Origin of the sequence: Klebsiella sp. GW_Kp182, assembly GCF_040062275.1 — a bacterium.
GTDB classification, from domain to species: Bacteria; Pseudomonadota; Gammaproteobacteria; order Enterobacterales; family Enterobacteriaceae; genus Klebsiella; species Klebsiella michiganensis.
Genome location: NZ_JBEAFQ010000003.1, coordinates 155,830 through 172,627, shown reverse-complemented (window position 1 = coordinate 172,627; position 16,798 = coordinate 155,830). Strand labels below are relative to the sequence as shown.

Annotated in this window: 14 protein-coding genes; 10 read left to right on the top strand and 4 right to left on the bottom strand. The window is 55.2% G+C overall.

Annotated features, from left to right (window positions below; genetic code table 11):
* Positions 1 to 3 precede the first annotated feature (3 nt).
* Both pta and ackA read right to left on the bottom strand, forming a co-directional pair.
* On the bottom strand, positions 4 to 2,148 hold the full coding sequence (gene pta, locus ABLU88_RS05190) for a phosphate acetyltransferase (protein WP_014230257.1): 2,145 nt from the start codon (positions 2,146 to 2,148) through the stop codon (positions 4 to 6).
* A 200-nt stretch (positions 2,149 to 2,348) separates the two neighbouring features.
* Positions 2,349 to 3,551 carry an acetate kinase gene (gene ackA, locus ABLU88_RS05185; RefSeq protein WP_004123156.1) on the bottom strand — a complete coding sequence of 401 codons (1,203 nt, stop codon included), beginning with the start codon at positions 3,549 to 3,551 and terminating at the stop codon, positions 2,349 to 2,351.
* A 336-nt stretch (positions 3,552 to 3,887) separates the two neighbouring features.
* Between ackA and yfbV the strand changes: the two genes are divergently transcribed.
* The 4 genes from yfbV to ABLU88_RS05165 all read left to right on the top strand — a co-directional run bounded on the left by yfbV (position 3,888) and on the right by ABLU88_RS05165 (position 7,504).
* Complete coding sequence (yfbV, locus tag ABLU88_RS05180; RefSeq protein WP_004104090.1) at positions 3,888 to 4,343, top strand: terminus macrodomain insulation protein YfbV; 456 nt, start codon at positions 3,888 to 3,890, stop codon at positions 4,341 to 4,343.
* An 86-nt stretch (positions 4,344 to 4,429) separates the two neighbouring features.
* A complete protein-coding gene (locus tag ABLU88_RS05175; protein ID WP_004123152.1) occupies positions 4,430 to 4,924 on the top strand; it encodes a YfbU family protein in 495 nt (164 codons plus the stop codon).
* A gap of 11 nt (positions 4,925 to 4,935) precedes the next feature.
* Positions 4,936 to 5,595, top strand: a complete 660-nt coding sequence (locus ABLU88_RS05170) for a sugar phosphatase (protein ID WP_009654668.1) — start codon at positions 4,936 to 4,938, stop codon at positions 5,593 to 5,595.
* Between the two features lie 76 nt (positions 5,596 to 5,671).
* Complete coding sequence (locus ABLU88_RS05165; protein WP_014230256.1) at positions 5,672 to 7,504, top strand: SLC13 family permease; 1,833 nt, start codon at positions 5,672 to 5,674, stop codon at positions 7,502 to 7,504.
* 52 nt (positions 7,505 to 7,556) lie between these two features.
* On the opposite strand, the gene yfbR is transcribed toward ABLU88_RS05165, so the two are convergent.
* Positions 7,557 to 8,156: a 5'-deoxynucleotidase gene (yfbR, locus tag ABLU88_RS05160; RefSeq protein ID WP_004852850.1), complete on the bottom strand. Its 600-nt coding sequence runs from the start codon at positions 8,154 to 8,156 to the stop codon at positions 7,557 to 7,559.
* Between the two features lie 87 nt (positions 8,157 to 8,243).
* On the bottom strand, positions 8,244 to 9,461 hold the full coding sequence (gene alaA / locus ABLU88_RS05155; protein WP_004852849.1) for an alanine transaminase AlaA: 1,218 nt from the start codon (positions 9,459 to 9,461) through the stop codon (positions 8,244 to 8,246).
* A gap of 887 nt (positions 9,462 to 10,348) precedes the next feature.
* On the opposite strand from alaA, the gene ABLU88_RS05150 reads away from it, so the two are divergent.
* The 6 genes from ABLU88_RS05150 to nuoF all read left to right on the top strand — a co-directional run bounded on the left by ABLU88_RS05150 (position 10,349) and on the right by nuoF (position 16,795).
* The gene (locus ABLU88_RS05150; protein ID WP_014839121.1) at positions 10,349 to 11,275 is read left to right on the top strand and encodes a LysR family transcriptional regulator; all 927 of its coding nucleotides are present in this window, start codon (positions 10,349 to 10,351) and stop codon (positions 11,273 to 11,275) included.
* Positions 11,276 to 11,926: 651 nt separating this feature from the next.
* Positions 11,927 to 12,373: an NADH-quinone oxidoreductase subunit NuoA gene (gene nuoA / locus ABLU88_RS05145; RefSeq protein WP_004123140.1), complete on the top strand. Its 447-nt coding sequence runs from the start codon at positions 11,927 to 11,929 to the stop codon at positions 12,371 to 12,373.
* 15 nt (positions 12,374 to 12,388) lie between these two features.
* Positions 12,389 to 13,063 (top strand): NADH-quinone oxidoreductase subunit NuoB, encoded by a 675-nt coding sequence (gene nuoB, locus ABLU88_RS05140; RefSeq protein ID WP_002913178.1) that lies wholly within the window; start codon positions 12,389 to 12,391, stop codon positions 13,061 to 13,063.
* An 86-nt stretch (positions 13,064 to 13,149) separates the two neighbouring features.
* Entirely contained in the window at positions 13,150 to 14,958 is a 1,809-nt protein-coding gene (gene nuoC, locus ABLU88_RS05135; protein WP_004104077.1) for an NADH-quinone oxidoreductase subunit C/D, read from the top strand.
* Between the two features lie 2 nt (positions 14,959 to 14,960).
* Positions 14,961 to 15,461 carry an NADH-quinone oxidoreductase subunit NuoE gene (nuoE, locus tag ABLU88_RS05130; protein WP_004104075.1) on the top strand — a complete coding sequence of 167 codons (501 nt, stop codon included), beginning with the start codon at positions 14,961 to 14,963 and terminating at the stop codon, positions 15,459 to 15,461.
* On the top strand, positions 15,458 to 16,795 hold the full coding sequence (nuoF, locus tag ABLU88_RS05125) for an NADH-quinone oxidoreductase subunit NuoF (RefSeq protein ID WP_004852841.1): 1,338 nt from the start codon (positions 15,458 to 15,460) through the stop codon (positions 16,793 to 16,795). Before nuoE ends, nuoF begins: the two co-directional genes overlap by 4 nt.
* The last annotated feature ends 3 nt before the right edge of the window (positions 16,796 to 16,798 follow it).

Below are 16,798 nucleotides of genomic sequence, written 5' to 3'. Positions count from 1 at the left end.
AGATTATGCTTGCTGCTGGGAAGACTGAATCGCGGTCAGGGCGATGGTATAGACGATATCGTCAACCAGCGCGCCACGGGACAGGTCGTTCACCGGCTTACGCATCCCTTGCAGCATCGGCCCGATGGAGATCAGGTCGGCAGAACGCTGTACGGCTTTGTAAGTGGTGTTACCGGTGTTCAGATCCGGGAAGATGAACACGGTCGCGCGGCCGGCAACCGGGGAGTTCGGCGCTTTGGATTTCGCAACGTCAGCCATGACCGCCGCATCGTACTGCAGCGGGCCGTCGATCATCAGGTCAGGACGTTTTTCCTGCGCCAGACGCGTGGCTTCGCGTACTTTCTCTACATCGCTGCCTGCGCCGGAGGTGCCGGTGGAGTAGGAGAGCATGGCCACGCGCGGTTCGATGCCGAAGGCAATTGCGGAGTCTGCGGACTGGATGGCGATTTCAGCCAGCTGTTCAGCGGTCGGATCCGGGTTGATCGCGCAGTCGCCGTAAACGTAAACCTGTTCCGGCAGCAGCATGAAGAATACGGAGGAGACCAGGGAGCTGCCCGGAGCCGTTTTGATCAGCTGCAGCGGCGGACGGATGGTGTTGGCGGTGGTGTGAACCGCGCCGGATACCAGACCGTCAACTTCGTCCTGCTCCAGCATCAGGGTGCCGAGAACCACGTTGTCTTCCAGCTGCTCGCGGGCAACCGCTTCGGTCATCCCCTTGCTCTTACGCAGCTCGACCAGGCGAGCAACGTAGCTTTCGCGAACCACTTCCGGGTCAACGATTTCAATACCGGCGCCCAGCTCTACGCCCTGAGAGGCGGCCACGCGAGTGATTTCATCCGGGTTACCCAGCAGTACGCAGGTGGCGATACCGCGCTCGGCGCAGATAGCCGCGGCTTTAACGGTACGCGGCTCGTTGCCTTCCGGCAGCACGACGCGCTTGCCTGCTTTACGCGCCAGCTCGGTAAGCTGATAGCGGAAGGCTGGCGGAGAGAGGCGACGGCTGCGCTCGGAAGTCGCGGTCAGCGATTCAATCCAGTCGGCGTTGATATAGTTAGCCACGTATTCCTGAACTTTCTCGATGCGCTCGTGATCGTCAACCGGAACTTCCAGGTTGAAGCTCTGCAGGCTCAGAGAGGTTTGCCAGGTGTTGGTGTTAACCATGAATACCGGCAGGCCGGTTGCAAACGCGCGTTCGCACAGTTTGCTGATGCGGGCGTCCATTTCGTAGCCGCCGGTCAGCAGGATAGCGCCGATTTCCACGCCGTTCATCGCGGCCAGGCAGGCGGCGACCAGAACGTCAGGACGGTCTGCGGAAGTGACCAGCAGGGAGCCTGCGCGGAAGTGTTCCAGCATGTGCGGAATGCTACGCGCACAGAAGGTGACGGACTTCACGCGACGGGTATTGATGTCGCCTTCGTTGATGATGGTGGCGTTCAGGTGATGTGCCATATCAATCGCGCGGGTGGCGATCAGATCGAAGCTCCACGGCACCGCGCCCAGAACCGGTAATGGGCTACCGCTCTGCAGCTGAGCCGGATCGATCTTCACGACTTTTGCTTTGGAAGAGTCGTCGAAGATTTCCGACAGGTCAGGGCGAGTACGGCCCTGTTCGTCAACCGGCGCATTCAGCTTGTTGACGATCACGCCGGTGACGCTGGTGTTTTTCGCGCCGCCGAAGCTGCTGCGAGTCAGCTCAATGCGCTCTTTCAGCTGTTCAGGAGTATCGGTACCCTGGGACATTACAAAAACGATTTCAGCGTTCAGCGTTTTCGCGATTTCGTAGTTCAGAGACTGGGCAAACTGATGTTTGCGGGTCGGGACCAGACCTTCAACCAGCACCACTTCCGCATCCTGCGCGTTGGCGTGGTAGTTGGCGATGATCTCTTCCATCAGCACGTCTTTCTGATTGCTGGAGAGCAGCGACTCAACGTGGCTCATCTTCAGCGGTTCTGCGGCCGGAAGGTCGGAGTTCGCGCGAATAATAGTGGTAGTCTGGTCTGGCGCATCGCCACCGGCACGCGGTTGAGCGATAGGTTTAAAGACGCTCAGACGAACGCCTTTACGTTCCATAGCACGGATAACACCGAGGCTGACGCTGGTCAGGCCTACGCTGGTTCCGGTAGGGATCAGCATGATTGTACGGGACACGATATATCCTCTTTCGTTACCGCCAGTATCAGGCGGGATACAAAACTGCACCACCAGCTTCCCGTCATACTTCAAGTTGCATGTGCGTTGGCTTTACTCGCTCACCCCAGTTACGTACTACTCGTACGCTCCTGGGGATTCTCTGCGTCGCCGCCTTCCTGCAACTCGAATTATTTAGGGTTATGGCTGGCGGTGTGGAATCAGGCGGTCAGACGGTTGGCGTCTTGCGCGATGACCAGCTCTTCGTTGGTCGGAATGACGATAGCCGGGCGAGTGCCTTCTTTGTTGATGAAGCCAGACTTGCCGAAACGGGCAGCCAGGTTGCGCTCGTGATCAACTTCAAAGCCCAGTACGCCCAGTTTGCCCAGAGACAGTTCGCGAACCATCGCGGCGTTCTCACCGATACCACCGGTGAATACGACGGCGTCCAGACGACCGTCCATCAGCGCGGTGTAGGAGCCGATATATTTCGCCAGGCGGTGGCAGTAAACGTCCATGGCACGTTTAGCGTCAGCTTTTTCCTGGTAGTTGTCTTCAACGTAGCGGCAGTCGCTGGTCACTTCGGTCAAACCGAGCAGACCGGACTCTTTGGTCAGCATTTTGTTGATGGCGTCTACGCTCATGCCCAGGGCATCGTGCAGATGGAAAATGATTGCCGGGTCGATATCGCCAGAACGCGTACCCATAACCAGACCTTCCAGCGGAGTCAGACCCATGGAAGTGTCAACGCATTTACCGTTGCGGATAGCGGAAACGGAACCACCGTTGCCCAGATGGCAGGTGATGATGTTCAGCTCTTCAACCGGTTTGTTCAGAACTTTCGCGGCTTCCTGAGTCACATAGAAGTGGCTGGTGCCGTGCGCGCCGTAGCGACGTACGCCGTGTTCTTTGTACAGGCTGTACGGCAGGGCATAGAGGTAAGATTCTTCCGGCATGGTCTGATGGAACGCGGTGTCGAACACGGCAACGTTCTTGTCTTTCAGATTAGGGAAAGATTTCAGCGCCTCAGCGATACCGATCAGGTGCGCCGGGTTGTGCAGCGGAGCGAAAGAGGCGGAGTCTTTGATTCCCTGAATCACGGAGTCATCGATAACGACGGAGCTGGTGTATTTTTCACCACCGTGAACGATGCGGTGGCCGATTGCGGTCAACTGAGCAGACAGTTCTGGTTTTTGTGCCAGAATAGTGTTAACGATAAAGTTCAGCGCTTCACTGTGAGCAGCGCCAGCGCCTAATTCGGCTTCTTGCTTGCTGCCGTCCATTTTCCATTTGATACGGGCTTCAGGAAGATGGAAACATTCTGCTAAACCAGACAGGTATTCGTCGCCGTTGACGGCATCAAGGATAGCGAATTTCAGAGAGGAGCTACCGCAGTTCAGAACCAGTACTAACTTACTCGACATGGAAGTACCTTTTATGATACGTGGCTAAAAAAACGTCAGTGTGTCACAAAGCGTAGCGCAGGATGACATCGACATTTATGATTAACATCATGCCTTGTACTGTTTTCGGGCACGATGAGAGAAGTACATTTGATTTTATGTCATTTTGCATAATTTTCAGCCGGTGGCAGAATATGCGATAATTTGACTAACCTGGTAAAAGGGTCTAACCGCCCCTCAGGTGCGCACAGAATACCTGATTGAGGCCGCCATTGCCAAAATCTTTTGAACGTTGTCATGCACAGTTGGTGTTTTGCACAAATTTTTTAAGTTTTATATGTAAAGTTGAGGTAAGCCATGTCCGGTCCCGAGAATCGCCCTGTGAGTTTTTTTGGCTTGTTTCGCCACGGGCAGCACTATGCAAAGACCTGGCCTCTGGATAAGCGCCTTGCCCCAGTGTTTATTGAAAACCGTATTATTCGCGCCACGCGCTATGCGATTCGCATCATGCCGCCGGTGGCGATTTTCACGCTGTGCTGGCAAATCGCCCTCGGCGGCCAGCTGGGCCCTGCCGTGGCTACCGCGCTGTTCGCGCTGAGTCTGCCGATGCAAGGCTTATGGTGGCTGGGTAAGCGTTCGGTAACGCCGCTGCCGCCGTCGATACTGAACTGGTTTTATGAAGTACGGGGTAAACTGCAGGAGGCGGGACAAGCGCTGACGCCGGTTGACGGCAAGCCGGATTATCAGGCTTTAGCTGACACGCTTAAGCGCGCCTTCAAACAACTGGATAAAACTTTCCTTGATGATTTGTAATTGCATCGGGAAAACGCATATAAAAGAAGGCGCATGAATTATGCGCCTTCTTTTTTCACGTCGTAAAAGTGCCACAGGAGTCAAAAATGGAAATGACCAATGCGCAGCGTCTGATTCTGTCGAATCAATACAAAATGATGACGATGCTCGATCCGGACAACGCTGAACGTTACCGCCGCCTGCAGACCATCATTGAGCGTGGATACGGGCTGCAGATGCGCGAGCTGGACCGCGAGTTTGGCCAGCTTACCGAGGAAACGTGTCGTACCATCATTGATATCATGGAGATGTATCATGCGCTGCATGTCTCCTGGACGAACCTGAAGGATGCCAGCGGAATTGACGAGCGTCGGGTCACCTTCCTCGGCTTCGACGTGGCGACCGAAGCCCGCTATCTCGGCTATGTTCGCTTTATGGTTAACGTTGAAGGGCGCTACAGCCACTTTGACGCCGGCACTCACGGTTTTAACTCCCAGACCCCGATGTGGGAAAAATACCAGCGCATGCTGAGCACCTGGCACTCCTGCCCGCGTCAGTACCATTTAAGCAGTAACGAAATTAACCAAATTATCAACGCCTGATGGAGGTTCCCGTGCAGTGTAAAGGTTTCCTGTTTGATCTTGACGGGACATTGGTCGATTCGTTGCCGGTTGTGGAGCGTTCGTGGTGCAAATGGGCGGATCGGTTCAGTATCCCTCATGATGAAGTGCTGAACTTCATTCATGGCAAACAGGCGATAACCTCGTTGCGTCATTTTCTCCCCGGCCGCAGCGAAGAGGAGATTCAGGCAGAGTTCACCCTGCTGGAAACGGTAGAAGCAACGGATACGGATGGCGTAACGGCGCTGCCGGGCGCGGTGGCGTTGCTCAGGACGCTCGATCGGGCGGGGATTCCGTGGGCGATCGTGACGTCGGGTTCGATACCCGTCGCCCACGCTCGTCATCGTGCCGCGGGGCTGCCTGAGGCGAAGGTTTTTGTTACCGCCGAGCGCGTAAAGCACGGGAAACCCGCACCGGACGCCTACCTGCTGGGGGCTGAACTGTTGGGGCTGGCGCCGGGGGATTGCGCCGTCGTGGAGGATGCGCCTGCCGGTCTGCTCGCCGGGCTGAATGCCGGCTGTCGCACCATCGCGGTCAATGTGCCCGCCGATGCGCCGCGTCTTGATGAAGCGGATTTAGTATTAACGACGCTGGAGAGCCTGCAGGTTGAACGCCTGCCTGACGGCAACGTGAATATTATCCTTAAAGATTAATCTCATGATTTAGCCCCGCGCCGGCGGGGCTTTTTTATGCCAGACTTCCAACTCCATCTTCTGACAAGGATAAGTTGTGAACGGTGAATTGATTTGGGTGTTATCTCTTCTTGCCGTAGCCGTCGTGCTCTTTGCCACCGGAAAAGTGCGCATGGACGCTATCGCATTGCTGGTGATTGTCGCTTTCGTCCTCAGCGACACTTTAACGCTCAGCGAGGCCTTCTCCGGTTTTAGCGATCCTAACGTTATTCTTATTGCCGCGCTTTTTATTATTGGCGATGGGCTGGTGCGCACCGGGGTCGCCACCAAAATGGGCTCCTGGCTGGTGAAGGTTGCCGGGAACAGCGAAACCAAAATGCTGGTCTATTTGATGTTAACCGTTGCCGGATTAGGGGCGTTTATGAGCTCGACCGGCGTGGTGGCCATTTTTATCCCCGTGGTGCTCAGCGTGTCGATGCGCATGAACACCTCCCCTTCGCGGTTGATGATGCCGCTCAGTTTTGCCGGACTTATCAGCGGGATGATGACCCTGGTGGCCACACCGCCCAACCTGGTCGTTAACAGCGAACTTTTACGCGAAGGGCTGCAAGGATTCAGCTTTTTTAGCGTTACGCCGATAGGTCTGGTGGTGCTGGTTCTGGGCGTTTTCTATATGCTGGTGATGCGCTTTATGCTCAAAGGGGAAGAGGGCGAGCAAGCGCGAGATGGCCGAAAAAGAAGCACCTTCCGCGATCTCATTAAAGATTATCATCTCACGGGGCGCGCGCGCCGCCTGGCCATACGCCCCGGCTCGCCGATGATTGGCCAGCGCCTGGACGACCTGAAGCTACGCGAGCGCTACGGGGCGAACGTTATCGGCGTTGAGCGCTGGCGGCGCTTTCGACGGGTTATCGTTAACGTTAACGGCGTATCGGAATTCCGCGCCCGCGACGTCTTGCTGATCGATATGTCGGCCTCAGACGTGGATTTACGCCAGTTCTGCGGCGAGCAGATGCTCGAACCGATGGTGCTGCGCGGCGAATATTTTTCCGATCAGGCGCTGGACGTGGGGATGGCGGAAGTCTCTCTGATCCCGGATTCAGAACTGATTGGCAAGTCGGTGCGCGAAATCGCTTTTCGTACCCGTTTTGATTTGAACATCGTGGGGCTGAAACGCGATGGCAAAGCCCTTGACGGCGCGGTGACCGATGAAGCCTTGCAGCTTGGCGATATCATGCTGGTGGTGGGCAACTGGCGGCAGATAGCGCTGCTGGCTAAGCGGGGCCGTGACTTTGTGGTGCTGAATATGCCCATCGAGGTCAACGACGCCTCGCCGGCGCACAGCCAGGCGCCGCACGCGATTTTCTGTCTGGTGCTGATGGTCGCACTGATGCTGACTGACGAAATTCCTAACCCTATAGCGGCCATCATTGCCTGCCTGCTGATGGGGAAATTCCGCTGTATTAACGCCGAGAGCGCCTATAAAGCTATCCACTGGCCGAGCATTATCTTGATTGTCGGAATGATGCCTTTTGCTCTGGCGCTGCAGAAAACCGGCGGCGTGGATCTGGTGGTTCAGGGACTCATGGATGTGGCGGGGAGCAAAGGACCGTACCTGATGCTTGGCTGCCTGTTCGTAATGTGCGCGGCTATCGGCCTGTTTATTTCCAATACCGCCACCGCGGTGCTGATGGCGCCCATTGCGCTGGCCGCGGCAAAGTCGATGGGCGTTTCGCCTTATCCCTTTGCGATGGTGGTCGCCATGGCGGCCTCGGCGGCGTTTATGACCCCGGTATCGTCGCCGGTGAACACCCTGGTGCTGGGGCCGGGGAAATATTCATTCAGCGATTTTGTCAAAATCGGCGTGCCGTTCACCCTCCTGGTGATGGTGGTGTGCGTCCTGCTGATCCCGGTGCTGTTTCCGTTCTGATTCAGCGGCATCCTTCCCCGGTCAGGCTGACGCTGGCCGGGGAAGTGTGGGGTTATAAAGGCGAATCCTGGCTGATTTCATCGAGGGAAAGATGGAAGCTCGGGACGAACACCTGCATAAAGTAGTCCATCTCTGCGCTGCGGCGCGATTCCAGCGTTTTCTCAAGGCGGCCTTTGGCCAGCAGAAATTCATTGTTCCCCGCCGATAGCTCTTCCAGACACTTCAGGTAGGCGCAAAGCGCATCCGCCTGCTTGACAAGGGATTTTTCCTCTTCGCTGTAGTGATGTTCATCGATCAGCGGTTCAAAAATGTCGCGCAGTTCATCAGGAACCATATCGACCAGCTTCTGCTGGGCGATTTTTTCGATGGCTTTGTACTCTTGCGCGATCTGCGAATTGAAATATTTTACCGGCGTCGGCAGGTCGCCGGTCAGGACTTCCGAGGCATCGTGATACATCGCCAGCAGCGCGATGCGTTCGGCGTTAACCCGGCCGCCGAATTTACGATTTTTGATCGCCGCCAGCGCATGGGCCACCATCGCGACCTGTAAGCTGTGTTCGGAGACGTTTTCGGTGCGCACATTACGCATCAGCGGCCAGCGGTTGATCAGTTTCAGGCGGGAGAGGTGGGCAAAGAAATGACTCTGACTCATAGGAACCCTTAATCAGTTACGACGTCGGGTGCCATTGTGCGCAGGGATTGCCGCCGGATGCAAATCCCGGCGGCTGGACAGATAAAATCAGAGCTGGTGGTAGCCGGAAAGGAAACGCCCGAAACGGGTAATTGCCATTTCAAGATCGTCTTCGCGCGGAAGGGTCACAATACGCACGTGGTCCGGCCACGGCCAGTTAAAGGCGGTACCCTGAACCAGCAGGACTTTCTCCTGCAGCAGAAAATCGAGCACCATCTTCTGGTCATCGTGAATATTAAAGCGTTTAGCGTCGATTTTCGGGAACATATACAGCGCGCCTTTCGGCTTAGTGCACGAGACGCCCGGAATGTCGTTAATCAGCTCCCAGGCGCGATTACGCTGTTCATACAAGCGTCCGCCGGGAACAATAAATTCGCTGATGCTCTGATAGCCGCCGAGAGCGGTTTGGATCGCATGCTGGGCCGGGACGTTGGCGCACAGGCGCATAGAGGCCAGCATCTCCAGGCCTTCGATATAGCCTTTTGCGTGTTTCTTCGGCCCGTTCAGCACCATCCAGCCCTGGCGGAAGCCGGCAACGCGGTAGGTTTTTGACAGGCCGTTAAAGGTAACGGTGAGTAGATCCGGGGCCAGCGGCGCAATTGAGTGGTGCTGCGCTTCATCGTAGAGGATCTTATCGTAGATCTCATCGGCGAAAATAATCAGGTTATGCTGGCGGGCGATCTCGACGATCTCCATCAGCAGCTCTTTTGAGTACACCGCGCCGGTTGGGTTATTCGGGTTGATAATCACGATGCCGCGGGTACGCGGGGTGATTTTCGCGCGGATATCGTCGAGGTCCGGGAACCAGTCGGAAGACTCATCGCAAAGATAGTGCACCGCTTTACCGCTGGAAAGCGCGACCGCGGCGGTCCACAGCGGATAATCCGGCGCCGGGACCAGCATTTCATCGCCGCTGTTCAGCAGCGCCTGCATGGCCTGGACGATAAGCTCCGAAACGCCGTTACCAATATAGATATCTTCGACCGTCACATCACGCATACCGCGGGCCTGGTAATGCTGCATGATGGCCTTACGGGCGGAATAGAGGCCCTTTGAATCGCTGTAGCCCTGCGAGGTAGGGAGATTGCGGATAACGTCAACGAGGATCTCGTCAGGCGCGTCAAAGCCAAACGGCGCTGGGTTGCCGATGTTCAGCTTCAGGACTTTATTGCCTTCTTCTTCAAGGCGTTTCGCCTCTTTCAGAACCGGGCCGCGGATGTCGTAACAGACGTTATCTAACTTGCTGGATTTTTCGATGGGGGACATGAACCTTGACCTTTTAGCTGTTATCGCCACTCCCTGCCGTGGAAGTCAGCACGGAATAATGTACTCCGCCTCCCCGCTGTTTTGAAGGGTTAACAGGAGAAGATTTTGCTATTCATCGCTTTTTGGTTTAATCAATTTGTCTGGTGAGCTGCGCTTTTGTTTATACATTACACCTTTAATACTTTTATTGATGGTCTTATATTGTGCCTGGTGGTGTTTTGGCGAACGTTTATCTGGTTTGTTGATTTAAAGAGGACCGGCGCTTGTTTTTTGCGCGTAAAACGAATCATCGTCTGGTGAACGTTTAATTCACAATACGCTGAAGGTTGTAACAACTTTGCTAGATATTTTTAATGAAAGTATTTAATAGCTAAATGAGTTTTATTTTATGCAAGGAATATTCTTAGATCTGTTAATTTAATTAAAGTGCTGACCAGCATTTAAAGTGGCCTGAGATAATACTGATTAACGCTTATAAATATTGTGGTTTTCGGTTAGAATATCGCCGTTAATACCGACATATGGCTATGCCAGGTAGCTTATTTCTTTATTAATACATTGTTATTGCAGGTTTTTGTTCTGCCTGAGCCCGATGGCAAGGTTTGTCGCCGGTGAGGATGCAGACAATGGTCATTGACGGCTATTTTTTGCGTTACATCACAAAAACAAATGCGTCGTAATTAAAAGCGCTTAGGCGTACGAGCAAAATATTACTCTGAAATTCCGCGCATTTGCTGCGGATGAGTGCTTTCTAATGCAATAACGTTCGTCCAGTTGTTCATCCGTCCGTCTCTGGCGGGTAACGCGAAGCTTAAGGATTAGCCGGAAGCCTGGAGCACAGCATCAACAAGGCAGGTAAGCATTAGCCGCCTGAATGTGAAGCAAATATGATAAATGAAAATCGTTCGATACTAAATTTAGACCTCGATCTCTTGAGAACCTTTGTTGCCGTCGCCGATCTCAGTACCTTTGCCGCTGCCGCCGTCGCGGTGCGCCGGACCCAGTCAGCGGTGAGCCAGCAGATGCAGCGGCTGGAGCAGCTGGTTGGCAAAGAGCTTTTTGCTCGCCACGGGCGCAATAAGCTTCTGACCGAGCAGGGCATTCAGCTGCTGGGCTATGCGCGGAAAATTCTGCGCTTTAATGATGAAGCCTGTATGTCGCTCATGTTTGGCAGCCTGCAGGGAACGCTGACCGTCGGAGCCTCTGATGAGACGGCGGATACCATTTTACCGTGCCTGTTAAACCGGATTGGTAGTTTTTATCCCAGGCTGACGCTGGAAATCAAAGTCCTCAAACACCTTGATATCGTCGATATGCTGAAGAGCGGGGCAATCGATCTTGCGCTGACGACCCGACAAACCAAGGGTTCTGACATGCTGACGCTGCGCACGTCGCCAACGCTGTGGTACTGCGCAGCGGATTATGTCCTCCCTCAGGGCGAGTCTGTCCCGCTTGTTTTGCTGGATGCCCCGGATCCGTTTCGGGAAGAGATCGTTGAGGTACTCAACGCCGCCGGCGTTGCGTGGCATCTTTCCCATGCGGCAAGCTCAATGGCGGGGGTGAAGGCGGCGGTGAAAGCCGGGCTTGGCGTGACCGCGCAGCCGGTAGAGATGATGAGCCCCGAATTTCGCGTACCGGGCCGGAGTGACGGTTTACCCGTACTGCCGGATACCCGCTACATGCTGAACTGCAATCCGCAGAAGGCAAGCGAGCTGACGCAGGCCATTTTTCAGTCGTTGAGCGCAGAGTACCAGCCGTGGTCAACGCAACGCGTTTATACTCCCGAAGGGGGAGATAATTCCCTTATTTCCTGAGCGGGAAAAGCTAACAAACATCACAAAAACTGGTAACAAAATGTAAGTGTAAAAACGAACCCCAGACGTGTGAAATTGCCGCTGCGGTTCGTTTTTTTCAAATTTTATTGATTAATAGAAACTTTTGTTGATTTCTTTTGAGCTAAATCAGTAGGTTAGATCCGCTCCTCCTCTCATTTCTCGACTTTTCTCTGCACTTTCAATACTTCCTGCTAATGTTAAAAAACCATCTGGTTTGTTGCTGTTTTCTTGGTTGAATTAACAAAAGCGTGTCGCAGATCAAGAAAATACCCCTCCTTAGGGGGAGGAATCGTGTCTGAATCCTGTCAAAATAGGCGGGCCATTTTGATTTACGGCGGAAACGGACACGATTCAACAACACTAAAGCCGAACAGTATGCAAGGTTATTCCGCATGAAAGGGCATTTAATGTTAATGAAAAAAATCCAATGTAAATTAATGTTGTGAAAACTTTTGTTAAAGTTGACAAAAGGTTAATGAAAGGAGTAAAAAGCCACCGCAACTGGCCTTCCACATCACCCAGGGACGCTTTTTTGCACGGCTATTTTTTTATTCCTCCCCGTGAAACGCTGTGGCGTTCATCTGCCAGTAAGAGCAGAGGGTTTTAGCGCTACACTTTTTTGGTTAAGCAATGCGTATGTCAACATCCACTGAAGTCATCGCTCATCATTGGGCATTCGCTATATTTCTCATCATCGCTATCGGCCTGTGCTGCCTGATGCTCGTCGGCGGCTGGTACCTTGGCGGACGCGCGCGCGCGCGAAGCAAGAACACGCCGTTTGAATCCGGGATCGACTCCGTCGGTTCGGCTCGCTTACGTCTTTCTGCGAAGTTTTATCTGGTTGCCATGTTCTTCGTTATCTTCGACGTGGAAGCCCTGTATCTCTACGCATGGTCGACTTCTATCCGTGAAAGCGGCTGGGTCGGCTTTGTGGAAGCCGCAATTTTCATTTTAGTGCTACTGGCTGGTCTGGTTTACCTCGTTCGTATCGGCGCACTGGACTGGACGCCTGCGCGCTCCCGTCGCACGCTGGTTAACCCGGAAACAGACAGTCCCACTAACCGTCATACGCAGTAAAAGCGAGGCAATAAGATGGATTATACGCTCACCCGCATCGATCCTAACGGTGAGAACGACCGTTACCCCCTGCAAAAACAGGAGATCGTAACCGACCCCCTGGAGCAAGAAGTCAATAAAAGCGTGTATATGGGGAAACTCGAACACGCCTTGCATGACATGGTGAACTGGGGCCGTAAGAACTCAATCTGGCCTTACAACTTCGGCCTTTCTTGCTGCTACGTGGAAATGGTGACGTCATTCACCGCGGTGCATGACGTTGCGCGCTTTGGTGCAGAAGTATTACGTGCCTCCCCGCGTCAGGCTGACCTGATGGTGGTTGCCGGCACCTGCTTTACCAAAATGGCGCCGGTCATTCAGCGTCTTTATGACCAGATGCTGGAGCCGAAGTGGGTTATCTCGATGGGCGCATGCGCCAACTCCGGCGGAATGTACGATATTTACTCTGTCGTCCAGGGCGTGGATAAGTTTATTCCGGTCGATGTTTACATCCCGGGCTGCCCGCCGCGTCCGGAAGCTTATATGCAGGCGCTGATGCTGCTGCAGGAATCCATTGGTAAAGAACGCCGTCCCCTCTCGTGGGTGGTTGGCGATCAGGGCGTGTACCGCGCCAATATGCAGTCGGAACGCGAGCGTAAACGCGGCGAACGTATTGCAGTGACCAATCTGCGGACTCCGGACGAGATTTAACTTGCGCCTGCGGGCGGGATAAAAACTTCGCAAATCAATCTACTACAGCGCGAAGCCTCGCCGGCAGTCACCACGGACCTTTTGCAATGGTGAACAATATGACCGATTTAACCGCGCATGACGCCGCACCAGCCTGGCAAACCCGCGATCACCTTGATGACCCGGTGATCGGCGAACTGCGCAACCGTTTTGGGCCGGATGCCTTTACCGTTCAGCCAACCCGCACCGGCGTTCCGGTGGTTTGGGTGAAGCGTGAACAGCTGCTTGAGGTGGGTGATTTCCTGAAGAAATTGCCGAAGCCTTACGTGATGCTGTTTGACCTGCACGGCATGGATGAACGTCTGCGCACGCACCGCGACGGTTTACCCGCCGCGGATTTTTCCGTTTTCTATCATCTGATTTCCATAGACCGCAACCGCGACATCATGCTCAAGGTTGCCTTGTCTGAAAACGATCTGCATCTGCCGACCTTCACCAAACTGTTCCCTAACGCCAACTGGTATGAGCGTGAAACCTGGGAGATGTTTGGCGTGACCTTCGATGGTCACCCGAACCTGCGCCGCATCATGATGCCGCCGACCTGGGAAGGTCACCCGCTGCGTAAAGACTACCCGGCGCGCGCCACCGAATTTGACCCGTTTGAGCTGACCAAAGCCAAACAGGATCTGGAAATGGAAGCGCTGACCTTCAAACCGGAAGAGTGGGGCATGAAGCGCGGGACCGAAAACGAGGACTTCATGTTCCTTAACCTCGGCCCGAACCACCCCTCCGCTCACGGTGCGTTCCGTATTATTCTGCAGCTTGATGGCGAAGAGATCATCGACTGCGTGCCAGATATCGGCTACCACCACCGCGGCGCCGAGAAAATGGGCGAGCGCCAGTCCTGGCACAGCTACATTCCGTATACCGACCGTATTGAATATCTCGGCGGCTGCGTTAACGAAATGCCTTACGTGCTGGCGGTTGAGAAACTGGCGGGGATAACCGTGCCGGATCGCGTCAACGTGATCCGCGTGATGCTCTCCGAGCTGTTCCGTATCAACAGCCATCTGCTGTACATCTCCACCTTTATTCAGGACGTCGGGGCGATGACGCCGGTGTTCTTTGCCTTTACCGACCGTCAAAAGATCTACGATCTGGTGGAAGCGATTACCGGTTTCCGTATGCACCCGGCCTGGTTCCGTATCGGCGGCGTCGCGCACGACCTGCCCCGCGGCTGGGATCGCCTGCTGCGCGAATTCCTCGAGTGGATGCCGAAGCGTCTGGATTCCTATGAGAAAGCCGCGCTGCGCAACACCATCCTCATCGGTCGTTCGAAAGGGGTTGCCGCCTACAACGCGAAAGAGGCGCTGGAGTGGGGCACCACCGGCGCGGGCCTGCGCGCGACCGGCATCGGCTTCGACGTACGTAAATGGCGTCCCTATTCTGGCTACGAAAACTTCGACTTTGAGATCCCGACCGGCGGTGGCGTCTCCGACTGCTACACCCGCGTGATGCTGAAAGTGGAAGAGCTGCGCCAGAGCCTGCGCATTCTTCAGCAGTGCCTCGATAACATGCCGGAAGGCCCGTTCAAGGCGGATCATCCGCTGACGACGCCACCGCCAAAAGAGCGCACGCTGCAGCATATCGAAACCCTGATTACGCACTTCCTACAGGTTTCCTGGGGCCCGGTCATGCCGGCGCAAGAATCCTTCCAGATGATTGAAGCGACCAAGGGTATTAACAGTTACTACCTGACCAGCGACGGCAGCACCATGAGCTACCGTACCCGCGTGCGCACGCCAAGCTTCGCGCACCTGCAGCAGATCCCGGCCGCTATTCGCGGCAGTCTGGTCTCCGACCTGATTGTCTATCTGGGTAGTATCGATTTTGTTATGTCAGACGTGGACCGCTAATTATGCACGAGAATCAACAACCACAAACCGAGGCTTTTGAGCTGAGTGCGGCAGAGCGTGAGGCGATTGAGCACGAGAAGCACCACTACGAAGACCCGCGTGCGGCGTCCATTGAAGCGCTGAAGATCGTTCAGAAGCAGCGCGGCTGGGTGCCGGACGGCGCGATCTACGCTATCGCCGATGTGCTGGGGATCCCGGCCAGCGACGTAGAAGGCGTTGCGACCTTCTACAGCCAGATTTTCCGCCAGCCGGTGGGCCGTCACGTGATTCGCTACTGCGACAGCGTGGTGTGCCACATCACCGGGTTCCAGGGCATTCAGTCGGCGATTGAGAAGAAGCTGGATATCAAACCGGGTCAAACCACCTTTGATGGCCGCTTCACCCTGCTGCCGACCTGCTGCCTGGGCAACTGCGACAAGGGGCCGACCATGATGATTGATGAGGACACTCACAGTTATCTGACGCCGGAAGCGATTCCTGACCTCCTGGAGCGGTATAAATGAAAACCATTATTCGTACTGCCGAAACCCATCCGTTAACCTGGCGTCTGCGCGACGACAAACAGCCGGTATGGCTGGATGAATACCAGAGTAAAAACGGCTACGCCGGGGCGCGTAAAGCGCTCTCCGGCATGGCGCCGGATGAAATCGTCACTGCGGTAAAAGACGCTGGCCTGAAAGGGCGCGGCGGCGCGGGCTTTTCCACCGGTCTGAAGTGGAGCCTGATGCCGAAAGACGAGTCCATGAACATCCGTTACCTGCTGTGTAACGCCGATGAAATGGAGCCGGGCACCTATAAAGACCGCCTGCTGATGGAACAGCTGCCGCACCTGCTGGTGGAAGGCATGCTGATCTCCGCGTTCGCGCTGAAAGCCTGGCGCGGCTATATCTTCCTGCGCGGCGAATATATCGAAGCGGCGCAGCATCTGCGCCGGGCCATTGCCGAAGCGACCGAAGCGGGCCTGTTGGGTAAAAATATCCTTGGCACCGGTTTTGACTTCGAACTGTTTGTGCACACCGGGGCAGGGCGCTATATCTGCGGCGAAGAAACCGCACTGATTAACTCCCTCGAAGGCCGCCGCGCCAACCCACGTTCGAAGCCGCCGTTCCCGGCCAGCTCGGGCGTCTGGGGCAAACCGACCTGCGTAAACAACGTTGAAACCCTGTGCAACGTCCCGGCGATTCTGGCCAACGGCGTCGAGTGGTATCAGAACATTTCGACCAGTAAAGACGCCGGCACCAAGCTGATGGGTTTCTCCGGCCGCGTGAAGAATCCGGGCGTCTGGGAGCTGCCGTTCGGCACCACCGCGCGCGAGATCCTCGAAGAGTACGCGGGCGGCATGCGCGATGGCCTGAAGTTCAAAGCCTGGCAGCCGGGCGGCGCGGGCACCGACTTCCTGACCGAAGCGCATCTCGACCTGCCGATGGAGTTCGAAAGCATTGGTAAAGCGGGCAGCCGTCTGGGCACCGCGCTGGCGATGGCGGTTGACCATGAGATTGGCATGGTGCCGCTGGTACGCAACCTGGAAGAGTTCTTTGCCCGTGAGTCCTGCGGCTGGTGCACGCCTTGCCGTGACGGTCTGCCGTGGAGCGTGAAAATTCTGCGCGCTCTCGAGCGCGGCGAAGGCCAGCCGGGGGATATCGAGACGCTTGAGCAACTGTGTCGATTCCTCGGTCCGGGTAAAACCTTCTGCGCGCACGCGCCGGGTGCGGTTGAGCCGCTACAGAGCGCGATTAAATATTTCCGCGAAGAATTCGAAGCTGGCATTAAACAGCAGTTCAGCAATACCCATGCAATCAACGGGATTCAGCCGAACCTGCTTAAGACGCGCTGGTAATCT